Origin of the sequence: Salmonella sp. 5800, from assembly GCF_046558195.1 — a bacterium.
Classification (GTDB): Bacteria; Pseudomonadota; Gammaproteobacteria; order Enterobacterales; family Enterobacteriaceae; genus Salmonella; species Salmonella enterica.
Genome location: NZ_JBGDOX010000002.1, coordinates 97,520 through 112,528 on the forward strand (window position 1 = coordinate 97,520; position 15,009 = coordinate 112,528).

The window sequence follows — 15,009 nt, forward strand, 5'->3', positions numbered from 1 at the left end:
TTGTTTTATATTATTTCCAGTCACCACGTCCGCGTTCGCTTTCCACATTGTGGACGTGCACATAGTCGCCACTTTTTATTTCCTGAGTGGCGCGGCCAATGGATTCGCCATATTTATAAACTTCGCCATGAAAAGGCACATCGCAGATGGCGAATTTGTGGCCAAATGGCACATCCTGATGTAACACAACGCTTATCTCGCGTTCGCCAATGAACATTGTGGCGGTTTCGCCAGCCTTGAGCGCCGTAATAGCCGTCGCGACGCAATCCTGAGGGTGAATCACCACTGCATTTTTTTTCACGATTAACTCCTTTGCTTTAGTCCTGTCTTCCCTAATCAAAAGGCGTGCCATTTTTTAACTTATTGGTTTATATTACTTTATTTTCACAGACCGATCTGGCGGTGACAGGAACTGCGGTAATTTGCCTCAGTCGTGTCGCATTTTGCGTCACCTCCTCACGGACGCCTGGCGCGACAAATGTTCTACCCCCTGTTTTGACGTGCGTGTTTGGGCTATGCTATGCGGATCTAAACACCACCTCTAAAGCTACATTTGTAGCTGTATCGAAAACAGGACTACTGGCTGCCATGCAAGAGCAATACCGCCCGGAAGAGATAGAATCCAAAGTACAGCTTCACTGGGATGAGAAGCGCACATTTGAAGTGACCGAAGACGAGAGCAAAGAGAAGTATTACTGCCTGTCGATGCTTCCCTATCCTTCTGGCCGACTACACATGGGCCACGTACGTAACTACACCATCGGCGACGTGGTTGCCCGCTACCAGCGTATGCTGGGCAAAAACGTGCTGCAGCCAATCGGCTGGGACGCCTTCGGCCTGCCGGCGGAAGGCGCGGCGGTGAAGAACAACACCGCGCCGGCGCCGTGGACGTACGACAACATCGCGTACATGAAAAACCAGCTCAAAACGCTGGGTTTTGGCTATGACTGGAGCCGTGAAATCGCGACCTGCACCCCGGAATACTACCGCTGGGAACAGAAATTCTTCACCGAGCTGTATAAAAAAGGCCTGGTGTACAAGAAGACTTCTGCCGTTAACTGGTGCCCGAACGATCAGACCGTTCTCGCCAACGAACAGGTGATCGACGGCTGCTGCTGGCGCTGCGACACCAAAGTTGAGCGTAAAGAGATCCCACAGTGGTTTATCAAAATCACCGCTTACGCAGACGAGCTGTTGCGCGATCTGGATAAGCTGGACCACTGGCCTGATACCGTAAAAACGATGCAGCGCAACTGGATTGGCCGCTCTGAAGGCGTGGAAATAACCTTCGATGTGAAGGGTTACGATAACACCCTGACCGTCTATACCACCCGTCCGGATACCTTTATGGGCGCCACTTACCTGGCGGTGGCCGCCGGTCATCCGCTGGCGCAAAAAGCGGCGGCGAACAACGCCGAGCTGGCGGCGTTCATCGACGAATGCCGTAACACCAAAGTGGCCGAAGCCGAAATGGCGACCATGGAGAAAAAAGGCGTCGACACCGGCTATAAAGCGATTCATCCGTTAACTGGCGAAGAGATCCCGGTCTGGGCGGCAAACTTTGTCCTGATGGAGTACGGCACTGGCGCGGTGATGGCCGTTCCGGGTCACGATCAGCGCGACTACGAATTTGCCTCCAAATACGGTTTGACCATCAAGCCGGTGATTCTGGCCGCCGACGGTTCCGAGCCGGATCTTTCCGAACAGGCGATGACCGAAAAAGGCGTGCTGTTTAACTCCGGCGAGTTCGACGGTCTGGCCTTTGAAGCGGCGTTTAACGCCATTGCCGATAAACTGGCGGAAAAAGGCGTCGGCGAACGTAAAGTGAACTACCGTCTGCGTGACTGGGGCGTTTCCCGTCAGCGTTACTGGGGCGCGCCGATCCCGATGGTCACCCTGGAAGACGGCACCGTGCTGCCGACGCCGGAAGATCAACTGCCGGTTATTTTGCCGGAAGATGTCGTCATGGACGGCATCACCAGCCCGATCAAGGCCGATCCTGAGTGGGCGAAAACCACCGTTAACGGTATGCCGGCGCTGCGTGAAACCGACACCTTCGACACCTTTATGGAATCGTCATGGTACTACGCGCGTTACACCTGCCCGCAGTATCAGGAAGGAATGCTGGATTCGAAAGCGGCAAACTACTGGCTGCCAGTCGATATCTACATCGGCGGTATTGAACATGCCATCATGCACCTGCTCTACTTCCGCTTCTTTCATAAGCTGATGCGCGATGCGGGCATGGTCACCTCTGACGAGCCGGCTAAACAGTTGCTGTGCCAGGGCATGGTACTGGCGGATGCGTTCTATTATGTCGGCGAGAACGGCGAACGTAACTGGGTTTCGCCAGTTGACGCTATCGTCGAGCGCGATGAAAAAGGCCGCATCGTCAAAGCAAAAGACGCAGCGGGTCATGAGCTGGTCTACACTGGCATGAGTAAAATGTCCAAGTCAAAAAATAACGGTATCGACCCGCAGGTAATGGTTGAACGTTATGGCGCGGACACGGTACGCCTGTTTATGATGTTCGCTTCTCCGGCGGATATGACTCTGGAATGGCAGGAGTCCGGCGTAGAAGGCGCAAACCGCTTTATTAAACGCGTCTGGAAGCTGGTTTACGAACACACCGCTAAAGGTCCTGTCGCGGCGCTGAACGTCGATGCGCTGAGCGAAGATCAAAAAGCGCTGCGTCGCGATGTGCATAAAACCATTGCCAAAGTGACCGATGATATCGGCCGCCGTCAGACGTTCAACACCGCCATTGCGGCGATCATGGAGTTGATGAACAAACTGGCGAAAGCCCCGCAGGAAGGCGAACAAGACCGCGCACTGCTTCAGGAAGCGCTGCAGGCCGTCGTGCGTATGCTTAACCCGTTCACCCCGCACGTCTGCTTTACCTTGTGGCAGGAACTGGGTGGCGAAGGCGATATCGACAACGCGCCGTGGCCGGTTGCCGACGAGCAGGCAATGGTGGAAAACACCACGCTGGTTGTCGTGCAGGTTAACGGTAAAGTTCGCGGTAAGATCACCGTTGCGGTGGATGCCACCGAAGAACAGGTGCGTGAACGTGCAGGCCAGGAACATCTGGTGGCAAAATATCTTGATGGTGTTACCGTGCGTAAAGTGATTTACGTTCCGGGTAAACTCCTCAATCTGGTTGTTGGCTAAGCGCGGGAGGAAGCGTGCGATATCTGGTAACACTGTTGTTATCTCTGGCGGTGCTGGTCACCGCCGGATGCGGCTGGCATCTGCGTAGCACTACGCAGGTTCCGGCTTCAATGAAAACGATGATCCTCGATTCCGGCGATCCGAACGGTCCGCTAAGTCGTGCGGTACGTAATCAGTTACGGCTGAATAACGTAAACCTGCTTGATAAAGACACAACGCGCAAAGACGTTCCGTCTCTGCGGCTTGGAACGGTGACTATTTCGCAGGATACGGCGTCAGTGTTCCAGGACGGCCAGACGGCGGAATATCAGATGGTGATGACCGTCAATGCCTCGGTATTGATTCCGGGCCATGACATCTATCCTATCAGCACGAAAGTGTACCGTTCGTTCTTCGATAACCCGCAGATGGCGTTGGCGAAGGATAACGAGCAGGCCATGATCGTTCAGGAGATGTACGACAAAGCCGCTGAACAGCTGATTCGTAAGCTGACCAGCGTCCGCGCGGCGGATATTCAGGCGACGAAAGAGGAGGCTACCGCCGACAATGAGACGGCGGCGCCCGCCTCTACGCCAGCACGCGTCTCCACTACGCTGAGTAACTAATGATCAGGTTGTATCCTGAACAACTCCGCGCGCAGCTCAACGAAGGGCTGCGTGCGGCATATTTATTATTGGGCAACGATCCGCTGCTGCTGCAGGAAAGTCAGGACGCTATTCGTCTGGCGGCTGCGTCGCAAGGCTTCGAAGAGCACCACGCTTTTACTCTCGATCCCAGTACAGACTGGGGATCGCTTTTCTCACTCTGCCAGGCGATGAGCCTGTTCGCCAGCCGTCAAACGCTGGTGCTGCAACTGCCGGAAAACGGGCCTAACGCGGCAATGAATGAGCAACTCGCCACGCTGAGCGAGCTGCTGCATGACGACCTGTTATTAATAGTACGCGGAAACAAGCTCACCAAAGCGCAGGAAAACGCCGCCTGGTATACCGCACTGGCAGACCGTAGCGTTCAGGTCAGTTGTCAGACGCCGGAGCAGGCGCAGCTTCCCCGCTGGGTGGCCGCCAGAGCGAAAGCACAGAATTTGCAACTGGATGACGCCGCGAACCAACTGCTGTGCTATTGCTATGAGGGCAATCTGTTGGCGCTGGCGCAGGCGCTGGAACGACTGTCGCTGCTTTGGCCTGACGGTAAGTTAACGCTTCCTCGCGTGGAGCAGGCCGTCAATGACGCCGCCCACTTTACCCCTTTCCACTGGGTGGATGCGTTACTGATGGGGAAAAGCAAACGCGCGCTGCATATTCTGCAACAGCTACGCCTTGAAGGCAGCGAACCGGTCATTCTGCTGCGGACCCTCCAGCGAGAGCTGCTGCTACTGGTCAATCTCAAACGTCAGTCCGCGCATACGTCGTTACGCGCGCTGTTTGATAAACACCGGGTCTGGCAAAACCGTCGCCCCATGATCGGCGACGCGTTGCAGCGTCTCCATCCTGCACAGCTTCGCCAGGCCGTGCAGTTACTGACGCGTACAGAAATTACGCTCAAACAGGATTATGGTCAGTCGGTATGGGCAGATCTTGAAGGGCTGTCGCTCCTGCTCTGCCATAAGGCGCTGGCAGACGTATTTATTGATGGGTGATATGAAATCGTTACAGGCTTTATTCGGCGGCACCTTTGATCCGGTGCATTATGGACATCTTAAACCTGTTGAAACGCTGGCGAATCTGATCGGCTTATCGCGGGTGATTATTATGCCTAACAATGTGCCGCCGCATCGCCCCCAGCCGGAAGCCTCCAGCGCGCAGCGTAAATATATGCTGGAGCTGGCTATCGCCGATAAGCCGCTTTTTACGCTGGATGAACGCGAGCTACAGCGAAACGCGCCCTCTTACACTGCGCAAACGTTGAAAGCATGGCGCGAAGAACAGGGTCCCGAAGCGCCGCTGGCGTTTATTATCGGCCAGGACTCTCTGCTTAACTTCCCCACCTGGCATGATTACGACACCATCCTTGATAACACTCACCTGATCGTTTGTCGTCGTCCGGGCTATCCCCTTGAAATGACGCAGGCGCAACACCAGCAGTGGCTGGAACAGCATCTGACCCATACGCCGGACGATCTACACCAGTTGCCAGCCGGTAAAATTTACCTGGCGGAAACGCCCTGGCTTAATATCTCCGCAACCCTCATCCGCGAACGGCTGGAAAAAGGCGAGTCCTGCGACGATCTGTTGCCGGAAAACGTGCTGAACTACATCAATCAGCAGGGGTTATACCGGTAAGCACATTGCGCAGCGCCGACAGCAGACGCTCGTTTTGCGCAGCGCTGCGTATCGCCACACGATAATAGCGGCTGTCCAGCCCCGGGTAGTTAGCGCAGCTACGAATTAAAATCCGCTGCGTCAGCAACCGTCGCTGCAGGTCAATATCCTCTCGCTCACAGCGTAACAACAGATAGTTTGCCCGCCCGGGATAAACCGTCAGCAGGGGGAGCTGACAAAGCGCCTGATAAAACCGGGCGCCCTCCTCCCGTAACCAATGCCAGGTCGCCTGTTGCCAGGCGCTATCCTGTAACGCTACCTCACCGGCAAGCGCCGCCAGCGCGTTAACCGACCACGGCATTTGTTGGCGACGCATCCGCGCCACCGCCGCGTCATCGCTGTTGACGAGATATCCCAACCGCAGGCCGGGAATAGCATAAAATTTGGTCAGCGAACGCAGCACCCAGATATGCGGATTATCTTTAAGAGCAGGAATAAAGCCCGTCTCATGCGGAATAAAATCGATAAACGCTTCATCCAGGATCAGGTTAATGTTCAGCGATTTGCAGCGATCGGCAATGGCCTGTAATAACTGCCGCTCCGGCAGCAGGCCGGTAGGATTATTGGGCGTACACAGAAACAGGCAGTCCAGATCGGGCGTCAACGCCTCAAGAATGGCATCGGTAAGCTGCCAGCCATCCGCTTCGCGTAGAGACCAGCGACGAATTTCACAGCCACTTTGCGCCAGCGCCCGGCCATACTCCGCGAAACCTGGCGTGACAATCATTGCACGACGCGGTTTAAGACCGCTCGCCACGGTAAAGATTGACTCCGTCTCGCCATTTCCCGCCAGTATCCACGATGCCGGCACCTGATGATGACGCGCCAGCGCCTGGTGCAAATGAAAATAATCGGCGTCCGGGTAGCGCTCAATGCAGTCCAGTTTGTCGATAAGCGCGCGTTTCACGCTGACAGGCATACCCAGCGGATTAATGTTTGCGCTAAAATCCAGTAACTGGTCAGGTGAGATGCCCAACACCGTCGCGGCTTCCCGAATATTACCGCCATGCGCGCTGTTGAATAACGCCATTATGCCTCCGGCCAAAAAACGCTATTTTAGTGAAAAAAACGTTGCGCAATCAGGGGCATTATCATGTTTTGCGCATTTAACCTCATGAGGAATACCATGCGATTGTGGCTGGTGCGTCATGGCGAAACCGAGGCCAATGTCGCCGGGTTGTATAGCGGACATGCTCCCACGCCGTTAACGGAAAAAGGGATTGGCCAGGCGAAAACGCTACATACTTTATTGCGCCACGCGCCATTTGACCGGGTGTTATGCAGCGAGCTGGAGCGCGCGCGCCATACCGCCCGGCTCGTACTGGAGGGCCGGGATGTGCCGCAACACATCTTACCTGAGCTTAATGAGATGTACTTTGGCGACTGGGAAATGCGCCATCACCGCGACCTGACCCATGAAGATGCCGAAAGCTATGCCGCCTGGTGTACGGACTGGCAGAATGCGGTTCCGACCAATGGCGAGGGTTTTCAGGCTTTTACCCGGCGCGTAGAGCGCTTTATCTCGCGACTCGATGCGTTTAGCGATTGCCAGAACCTGCTGATCGTCAGCCATCAGGGCGTACTCAGCCTGTTGATTGCCCGTCTGCTCGCAATGCCCGCAGCCTCGCTATGGCATTTCCGGGTAGAACAGGGATGCTGGAGCGCGATCGACATATGCGAAGGGTTCGCCACCCTGAAAGTATTAAATAGTCGTGCCGTCTGGCGGCCTGAGTGATGAATTTTCCGTTTTTTCTCGCCGCAGCGGTTTCGCCCATTGACAGCCCCCGACAGGCTGTTATTCTCCGCAGCCAGGCTTTTTTCACCTTGCAGAGCTTTGCAGAAATTGTTTTACAAAAATGGCGATGCTTTCTGTGACGTGGGATGGGATGATAATCTGGTTTTAAACGCCGATCCGGCGACATAAGTCCCGGTATCGCCGCTAATTCAGGTATACTACACGGCGTCCCGCCGGAAGGTTAGCGTTAACTCGCAACGCCTTACCGGTCCAGCCTGTTGGCCTTTTTCTATCGTTATAACGCAATTATTCACCCAGGGGGAAAACTTGCAGGGTAAAGCACTCCAGGATTTTGTTATCGACAAAATTGATGACCTGAAAGGTCAGGACATCATCGCCTTAGATGTTCAGGGTAAATCCAGTATCACCGACTGTATGATTATTTGTACCGGCACCTCCAGCCGTCACGTTATGTCTATTGCCGACCACGTGGTGCAGTCGTCGCGCGCGGCCGGTATGCTGCCATTGGGCGTCGAAGGCGAAAATGCGGCTGACTGGATTGTCGTCGATCTGGGCGATGTGATTGTGCATGTCATGCAGGAAGAAAGTCGCCGCCTGTATGAACTGGAAAAACTCTGGAGTTAATGCGTGAAGCTGCAACTTGTCGCTGTCGGCACGAAGATGCCCGACTGGGTTCAAACGGGATTTACGGAATATCTGCGTCGTTTTCCGAAAGATATGCCCTTTGAGCTGATCGAAATCCCTGCGGGCAAACGCGGCAAGAACGCGGATATCAAACGCATTCTCGACAAAGAGGGCGAGCAGATGCTGGCCGCCGCCGGTAAGAATCGCATTGTTACCCTGGATATTCCAGGCAAGCCGTGGGATACGCCGCAGTTAGCCAATGAGCTGGAGCGCTGGAAACAGGACGGGCGCGACGTCAGTTTGCTGATTGGCGGCCCGGAAGGATTATCTCCCGCCTGCAAAGCGGCAGCGGAACAGAGCTGGTCGCTCTCGGCGTTAACGCTCCCTCACCCGCTGGTTCGGGTTCTGGTCGCGGAGAGTTTGTACCGGGCGTGGAGCATCACAACCAACCACCCTTATCACCGTGAGTGATCGTGAAGTCTTGAGAAGATTAAGCAGCGGATGAAACGACAAAATTCTTTTCGTGACTATACGGCTGAGTCCGCACTGTTTGTGCGTCGGGCGCTGGTCGCCTTTTTGGGTATTTTGCTGCTGACCGGCGTACTGATCGCCAATTTGTATAATCTGCAAATCCTTCGTTTTACCGATTACCAGACCCGCTCGAACGAAAACCGTATCAAGCTGGTGCCAATTGCGCCAAGCCGCGGGATAATCTACGACCGCAACGGCATTCCCCTTGCGCTGAACCGCACTATCTATCAGATTGAAATGATGCCGGAAAAGGTGGATAACGTTCAGCAAACGCTGGATGCGCTACGCAGTGTGGTCGATTTAAACAACGACGATATCGCCGCCTTTAAAAAAGAGCGCGCCCGATCCCATCGCTTTACTTCTATTCCGGTGAAAACAAACCTGACGGAAGTTCAGGTCGCGCGCTTTGCTGTCAACCAGTACCGTTTTCCGGGCGTCGAAGTCAAAGGCTATAAACGCCGCTATTATCCATACGGATCGGCGCTGACCCACGTTATCGGCTACGTATCGAAAATCAATGATAAAGACGTCGAGCGTCTCGACAGAGAAAACAAACTGGCAAACTACGCCGCCACCCATGACATCGGCAAGCTGGGCATTGAGCGCTACTATGAAGATATTCTGCATGGGCAAACCGGTTATGAAGAGGTTGAAGTCAACAACCGCGGCCGCGTCATTCGCCAGCTCAAAGAGGTGCCGCCGCAGGCCGGACACGATATCTACCTGACGCTGGATCTCAAGCTCCAGCAGTATATTGAAACGCTGCTGGCAGGCAGTCGCGCGGCGGTGATTGTCACCGATCCGCGTACCGGCGGCGTGCTATCGCTGGTCTCCATGCCAAGTTACGACCCTAACCTTTTCGTGGATGGCATCTCCAGCAAAGATTACTCCGGGCTGCTTAACGACCCGAACACGCCATTAGTGAACCGCGCGACTCAGGGTGTCTACCCACCCGCTTCTACCGTTAAGCCTTACGTCGCCGTATCGGCGTTAAGCGCTGGCGTCATCACCCGTAACACCAGTCTTTTCGACCCTGGCTGGTGGCAGTTGCCGGGGTCTGAGAAACGCTACCGCGACTGGAAAAAATGGGGCCACGGGCATCTGAATATAACCAAATCCCTTGAAGAGTCGGCGGATACCTTCTTCTATCAGGTGGCCTATGACATGGGAATCGACCGCCTGTCAGAATGGATGGGTAAGTTTGGCTATGGGCACTATACGGGAATTGATCTCGCAGAAGAGCGCTCTGGTAATATGCCGACCCGCGAGTGGAAACAGAAACGCTTTAAAAAACCGTGGTATCAGGGCGATACGATTCCGGTGGGCATCGGCCAGGGCTACTGGACAGCGACGCCGATTCAGATGAGTAAGGCGCTGATGATCCTTATTAACGACGGCGTAGTTAAAGTCCCGCACCTGTTAATGAGCACCGCGGAAAACGGTAAACAGGTGCCGTGGGTACAGCCGCATGAGCCGCCGGTGGGCGATATTCACTCCGGCTACTGGGAAATTGCGAAAGATGGCATGTATGGCGTCGCCAACCGCCCTAACGGCACGGCGCATAAATATTTTGCCAGCGCGCCCTACAAAATCGCGGCGAAGTCGGGCACCGCGCAGGTCTTTGGCCTGAAGGCCAACGAAACGTACAATGCGCATAAAATCGCCGAGCGCCTGCGTGACCATAAATTAATGACCGCCTTTGCGCCGTATAACAATCCCCAGGTCGCCGTCGCGATCATCCTTGAAAACGGCGGCGCAGGCCCGGCAGTAGGCACGATCATGCGCCAAATCCTTGATCACATTATGCTGGGCGACAACAACACCCATTTGCCTGCGGAAAACCCGGTGGTTGCAGCGGCGGAGGACCAATAATCATGACGGATAATCCGAACAAAAAAACCTTCTGGGATAAAATTCATATCGATCCCACGATGCTACTTATTCTGCTGGCGTTACTGGTTTACAGCGCATTGGTCATCTGGAGCGCCAGCGGCCAGGACATCGGCATGATGGAGCGTAAAATCGGTCAGATTGCGATGGGGCTGGTGGTCATGGTGGTGATGGCGCAGATCCCGCCGCGCGTGTATGAAGGCTGGGCGCCCTATCTCTATATCATTTGTATCATTCTGCTGGTCGCCGTTGATGCCTTCGGCGCAATATCCAAAGGCGCGCAGCGCTGGCTCGATCTGGGAATCGTTCGCTTTCAGCCTTCGGAAATAGCCAAAATCGCCGTGCCGCTGATGGTCGCCCGCTTTATTAACCGTGACGTCTGCCCGCCCTCGCTGAAAAATACCGCCATCGCCCTGGTATTAATCTTTATGCCTACCCTGCTGGTTGCCGCCCAGCCGGATCTGGGGACGTCTATTCTGGTCGCCCTTTCCGGTCTCTTTGTCCTATTTTTGTCTGGTCTGAGCTGGCGCTTAATTGGGGTCGCCATTGTATTGATCGCTGCATTTATTCCTATTTTGTGGTTTTTCCTGATGCACGATTACCAACGCCAGCGCGTCATGATGCTCCTTGATCCGGAGACCGATCCGCTGGGCGCGGGCTATCATATTATTCAGTCTAAAATCGCCATTGGCTCAGGCGGCCTGCGCGGTAAAGGCTGGCTCCACGGCACCCAGTCGCAGCTGGAGTTTTTACCCGAACGCCATACCGACTTTATCTTCGCGGTACTGGCGGAAGAGCTCGGTCTGGTGGGCATCCTGATTCTGCTCGCGCTCTATATTTTGCTAATAATGCGCGGTCTGTGGATTGCCGCCAGAGCGCAAACTACATTTGGTCGCGTGATGGCTGGCGGATTAATGTTAATATTATTCGTTTATGTCTTCGTAAATATTGGTATGGTGAGCGGTATTCTGCCTGTGGTTGGAGTACCTTTACCCCTGGTCAGCTACGGGGGCTCCGCACTGATTGTGCTGATGGCCGGGTTCGGGATTGTGATGTCGATCCACACCCACAGAAAAATGTTGTCGAAAAGCGTATAAGGGGTGCGCAATGCGTAAGCAGTTGCCTGTAATCTGCGTCGCGGCAGGGATAGTACTACTCGCGGCATGTACTAATGACGGCGGTCAGCAGCAAACCACCGTCGCGCCGCAACCTGCGGTATGTAATGGTCCGACTGTGGAAATCAGCGGAGCGGAACCGCGTTATGAACCTCTGAATCCGACCGCAAACCAGGATTATCAGCGTGACGGTAAAAGTTATAAAATCGTTCAGGACCCGTCCCGCTTTAGCCAGGCTGGCCTGGCCGCTATTTATGATGCGGAACCCGGCAGTAATTTAACCGCCTCCGGGGAGATGTTCGATCCGATGCAGCTTACCGCCGCCCATCCGACACTGCCTATCCCCAGCTATGCGCGAATCACCAACCTGGCCAACGGTCGCATGATCGTCGTGCGTATTAACGATCGCGGCCCCTATGGCACCGATCGGGTCATCTCCCTGTCCCGCGCGGCGGCGGATCGTCTGAATACCTCGAATAATACTAAAGTACGGATTGACCCTATTATCGTGGCGCCGGATGGTTCGCTCTCCGGCCCGGGGATGGCCTGTACGACGGTGGCGAAACAGACCTACGCTCTGCCCCCGCGCCCTGATTTAAGCGGCGGAATGGTAAGCGCCTCTTCAGCGCCTGCGCAACCGCAAGGCGACGTTCTTCCGGTCAGTAATTCCACGTTGAAAAGTGACGATACCACCGGTGCGCCGGTGAGCAGCAGCGGCTTCCTCGGCGCGCCGACCACGCTGGCGCCTGGCGTGCTGGAGGGTAATGAACCGACGCCGGCGCCACAGACAGCGCCGGTTTCCGCGCCGGTGGCGGCTCCAGCGACTGCGACGCCGGTGAGCGCGCCTGCCGCCGCAGCCCCGGTATCTGCCCCGGTGAGCGCGCCAGCCGCCGCGGCGAGCGGTCGTTTCGTCGTCCAGGTCGGCGCCGTCAGCGATCAAACGCGTGCGCAGCAGTACCAACAGCGTTTAAGCCAGCAGTTCAGCGTACCAGGACGCGTAATACAAAACGGCGCGGTCTGGCGTATTCAACTGGGGCCTTTTGCCAGTAAAGCCGAAGCCAGCGCGTTACAGCAACGTTTGCAAACAGAAGCACAATTACAGTCCTTTATCGCCAGCGCGCAGTAACCGATCGCAGGTATCTGTACTGTCAATTTCTGTAAATGACATTAACAAAGTCACGCGGAAAGTCAGATGCCTGCCAGTTATGCTTTTGCTATAGTAGGGCTCTTTTTTTAATTTCATCACGGACGTCGTAGTTCAGACCATGAAGACCACTTTTTCCGCTCGTTTTATGCAGCGCATGGCGCTCACCACGGCGCTTTGTGCCGCGTTTATCTCAACCGCACATGCCGATGACCTGAATATCAAAACTATGATCCCGGGTGTTCCGCAGATCGATGCGGAATCCTACATCCTGATCGACTACAACTCCGGCAAAGTTCTGGCGGAACAAAACGCCGACGAACGTCGCGACCCGGCGAGTCTGACAAAGATGATGACCAGTTACGTCATCGGACAGGCAATGAAAGCGGGTAAATTTAAAGAAACCGACCTGGTTACCGTCGGTAATGACGCCTGGGCCACCGGCAATCCGGTATTTAAAGGCTCCTCGCTGATGTTCCTCAAGCCGGGAATGCAGGTACCGGTCTCTCAGTTGATACGCGGCATCAATCTGCAATCCGGCAATGACGCCTGTGTGGCAATGGCTGATTTCGCCGCCGGTAGTCAGGATGCTTTCGTCGGGCTGATGAACAGCTATGTGAACGCGTTGGGGCTGAAAAATACCCACTTCCAGACCGTACACGGCCTGGACGCCGACGGACAATACAGTTCAGCTCGCGATATGGCGCTGATTGGTCAGGCGTTAATTCGCGATGTGCCTAACGAATATGCAGTTTATAAAGAAAAAGAGTTCACCTTTAACGGCATTCGCCAGTTAAACCGTAACGGTCTGCTGTGGGATAACAGCCTGAATGTGGACGGCATCAAAACCGGCCATACCAGCAAAGCGGGCTATAATCTGGTCGCTTCCGCAACCGAAGGCCAGATGCGATTGATTTCCGCCGTGATGGGCGGACGGACCTATAAAGGCCGTGAAACAGAAAGCAAAAAACTGCTGACGTGGGGCTTCCGTTTCTTTGAAACCGTTAATCCGCTGAAGGCTGGTAAAGAGTTCGCCTCTGAACCCGCCTGGTTTGGTAATACCGATCGCGCCTCGCTGGGCGTCGATAAAGACGTTTACCTGACGATCCCTCGCGGTCGCATGAAAGATTTGAAAGCGAGCTATGTACTGAATACCGCAGAACTGCACGCGCCGCTGCAGAAAAACCAGGTGGTCGGCACCATCAACTTCCAGCTGGACGGTAAAACCATCGAGCAGCGTCCGCTGGTCGTACTGCAAGAGATCCCGGAAGGGAACTTCTTCGGTAAAATCATTGATTACATTAAATTAATGTTCCATCACTGGTTTGGATAAAAATTGAACGCTTGAAAGTGTGATTTTCGTCCCCATATACTATGCATCAGTAAAACTCCCGCCCTGTGGCGGGAGTTGTTATTTTTTTTACGTAATGCCGGAGCTGACATGAAAACCAAACTTAACGAACTGCTTGAATTCCCTACGCCATTTACTTACAAAGTAATGGGGCAGGCGTTACCTGAGCTGGTTGATCAGGTGGTTGAAGTGGTACAGCGCCATGCGCCTGGTGATTACTCTCCGACGGTAAAACCGAGCAGCAAAGGCAACTACCACTCGGTCTCTATCACCATTAATGCCACCCATATTGAACAGGTTGAAACGCTGTACGAAGAACTGGGCAATATTGATATCGTGCGAATGGTATTGTAATACATCCAGACGGTTACCCGGTCTTATCCGGGTAACTCCCCGCCTCCCCCGCTGTGATATACTTTCCTCTCTTTTTTCATTCTCTACGGAGATGCCGTTTTGTATCAGGATAAAATCCTTGTCCGCCAGCTCGGCCTTCAGCCCTATGAAGCTATCTCTCAGGCCATGCATAACTTTACCGATATGCGCGATGAAAACAGCCATGATGAAATCTGGTTGGTTGAGCATTACCCGGTGTTTACCCAGGGCCAGGCCGGTAAAGCGGAACATATATTGATGCCTGGCGATATTCCCGTTGTGCAGAGCGATCGTGGAGGACAGGTGACCTATCATGGTCCGGGCCAACAGGTAATGTACGTTTTACTTAACCTGAAACGACGTAAACTGGGCGTGCGTGATTTAGTCACCCTACTTGAACAGACCGTGGTGAATACACTGGCTGAAATTGGTATTGAGGCGCATCCGCGCGCCGATGCGCCGGGCGTCTATGTGGGTGAAAAGAAAATCTGCTCGCTGGGTTTACGTATCCGTCGCGGCTGCTCATTCCACGGTTTAGCGCTAAACGTTAACATGGATCTTTCTCCTTTCCTACGCATCAACCCGTGTGGTTATGCCGGCATGGAAATGGCTAAAATAACGCAGTGGAAGGAAGACGCTACCACGGATAATATTGCGCCCCGCTTGCTGGCGAATATTTTAGCTCTGCTAAATAATCCACCGTATGAATATATTGCTGCTTAATGCGTAAAATATAA

At 54.3% G+C, this 15,009-nt stretch carries 15 protein-coding genes; 13 read left to right on the forward strand and 2 right to left on the reverse strand.

The annotated features are described in order from the left end of the window. Positions 1-10 precede the first annotated feature (10 nt). Positions 11-352 (reverse strand): UxaA family hydrolase, encoded by a 342-nt coding sequence (locus ACLJZ5_RS05475; protein ID WP_001574029.1) that lies wholly within the window; start codon positions 350-352, stop codon positions 11-13. Between the two features lie 236 nt (positions 353-588). On the opposite strand from ACLJZ5_RS05475, the gene leuS reads away from it, so the two are divergent. The 4 genes from leuS to nadD are packed head-to-tail and all read left to right on the forward strand — an operon-like array spanning position 589 to position 5,450. Further along, positions 589-3,171: a leucine--tRNA ligase gene (leuS, locus tag ACLJZ5_RS05480; protein WP_024798331.1), complete on the forward strand. Its 2,583-nt coding sequence runs from the start codon at positions 589-591 to the stop codon at positions 3,169-3,171. 14 nt (positions 3,172-3,185) lie between these two features. Further along, positions 3,186-3,776 carry an LPS assembly lipoprotein LptE gene (gene lptE, locus ACLJZ5_RS05485; protein ID WP_001269950.1) on the forward strand — a complete coding sequence of 197 codons (591 nt, stop codon included), beginning with the start codon at positions 3,186-3,188 and terminating at the stop codon, positions 3,774-3,776. Continuing rightward, positions 3,776-4,807 (forward strand): DNA polymerase III subunit delta, encoded by a 1,032-nt coding sequence (holA, locus tag ACLJZ5_RS05490; RefSeq protein ID WP_024798330.1) that lies wholly within the window; start codon positions 3,776-3,778, stop codon positions 4,805-4,807. Before lptE ends, holA begins: the two co-directional genes overlap by 1 nt. Before the next feature lies 1 nt (position 4,808). Further along, a complete protein-coding gene (gene nadD / locus ACLJZ5_RS05495; RefSeq protein WP_001518902.1) occupies positions 4,809-5,450 on the forward strand; it encodes a nicotinate-nucleotide adenylyltransferase in 642 nt (213 codons plus the stop codon). Here the strand turns inward: nadD and cobD are convergent. Then, positions 5,425-6,519: a threonine-phosphate decarboxylase CobD gene (gene cobD, locus ACLJZ5_RS05500; protein ID WP_024798329.1), complete on the reverse strand. Its 1,095-nt coding sequence runs from the start codon at positions 6,517-6,519 to the stop codon at positions 5,425-5,427. The two genes, nadD and cobD, sit on opposite strands and share 26 nt — an antisense overlap. 96 nt (positions 6,520-6,615) lie before the next feature. Here cobD and ACLJZ5_RS05505 point away from each other — a divergent pair, with 96 nt between their 5' ends. From ACLJZ5_RS05505 to lipB, 9 genes are all read left to right on the forward strand, one after another. Further along, positions 6,616-7,224 carry an adenosylcobalamin/alpha-ribazole phosphatase gene (locus ACLJZ5_RS05505; RefSeq protein WP_001241922.1) on the forward strand — a complete coding sequence of 203 codons (609 nt, stop codon included), beginning with the start codon at positions 6,616-6,618 and terminating at the stop codon, positions 7,222-7,224. A gap of 327 nt (positions 7,225-7,551) precedes the next feature. Then, on the forward strand, positions 7,552-7,869 hold the full coding sequence (gene rsfS / locus ACLJZ5_RS05510) for a ribosome silencing factor (RefSeq protein ID WP_001161670.1): 318 nt from the start codon (positions 7,552-7,554) through the stop codon (positions 7,867-7,869). 3 nt (positions 7,870-7,872) lie between these two features. Then, positions 7,873-8,340 (forward strand): 23S rRNA (pseudouridine(1915)-N(3))-methyltransferase RlmH, encoded by a 468-nt coding sequence (gene rlmH, locus ACLJZ5_RS05515; protein WP_000776107.1) that lies wholly within the window; start codon positions 7,873-7,875, stop codon positions 8,338-8,340. Between the two features lie 30 nt (positions 8,341-8,370). Beyond that, positions 8,371-10,272 carry a peptidoglycan DD-transpeptidase MrdA gene (gene mrdA / locus ACLJZ5_RS05520; RefSeq protein ID WP_024798328.1) on the forward strand — a complete coding sequence of 634 codons (1,902 nt, stop codon included), beginning with the start codon at positions 8,371-8,373 and terminating at the stop codon, positions 10,270-10,272. Positions 10,273-10,274: 2 nt separating this feature from the next. Further along, positions 10,275-11,387, forward strand: coding sequence for a peptidoglycan glycosyltransferase MrdB (mrdB, locus tag ACLJZ5_RS05525; protein WP_000131713.1), 1,113 nt, complete (start codon positions 10,275-10,277; stop codon positions 11,385-11,387). Positions 11,388-11,397: 10 nt separating this feature from the next. Next, positions 11,398-12,531, forward strand: a complete 1,134-nt coding sequence (rlpA, locus tag ACLJZ5_RS05530; RefSeq protein ID WP_024798327.1) for an endolytic peptidoglycan transglycosylase RlpA — start codon at positions 11,398-11,400, stop codon at positions 12,529-12,531. Positions 12,532-12,670: 139 nt separating this feature from the next. Further along, a complete protein-coding gene (gene dacA / locus ACLJZ5_RS05535; RefSeq protein WP_000858711.1) occupies positions 12,671-13,882 on the forward strand; it encodes a D-alanyl-D-alanine carboxypeptidase DacA in 1,212 nt (403 codons plus the stop codon). 108 nt (positions 13,883-13,990) lie between these two features. Further along, positions 13,991-14,254, forward strand: coding sequence for a DUF493 family protein YbeD (ybeD, locus tag ACLJZ5_RS05540; RefSeq protein ID WP_000850547.1), 264 nt, complete (start codon positions 13,991-13,993; stop codon positions 14,252-14,254). Between the two features lie 99 nt (positions 14,255-14,353). Next, positions 14,354-14,995, forward strand: coding sequence for a lipoyl(octanoyl) transferase LipB (lipB, locus tag ACLJZ5_RS05545; RefSeq protein WP_000284009.1), 642 nt, complete (start codon positions 14,354-14,356; stop codon positions 14,993-14,995). Positions 14,996-15,009: the final 14 nt, after the last annotated feature.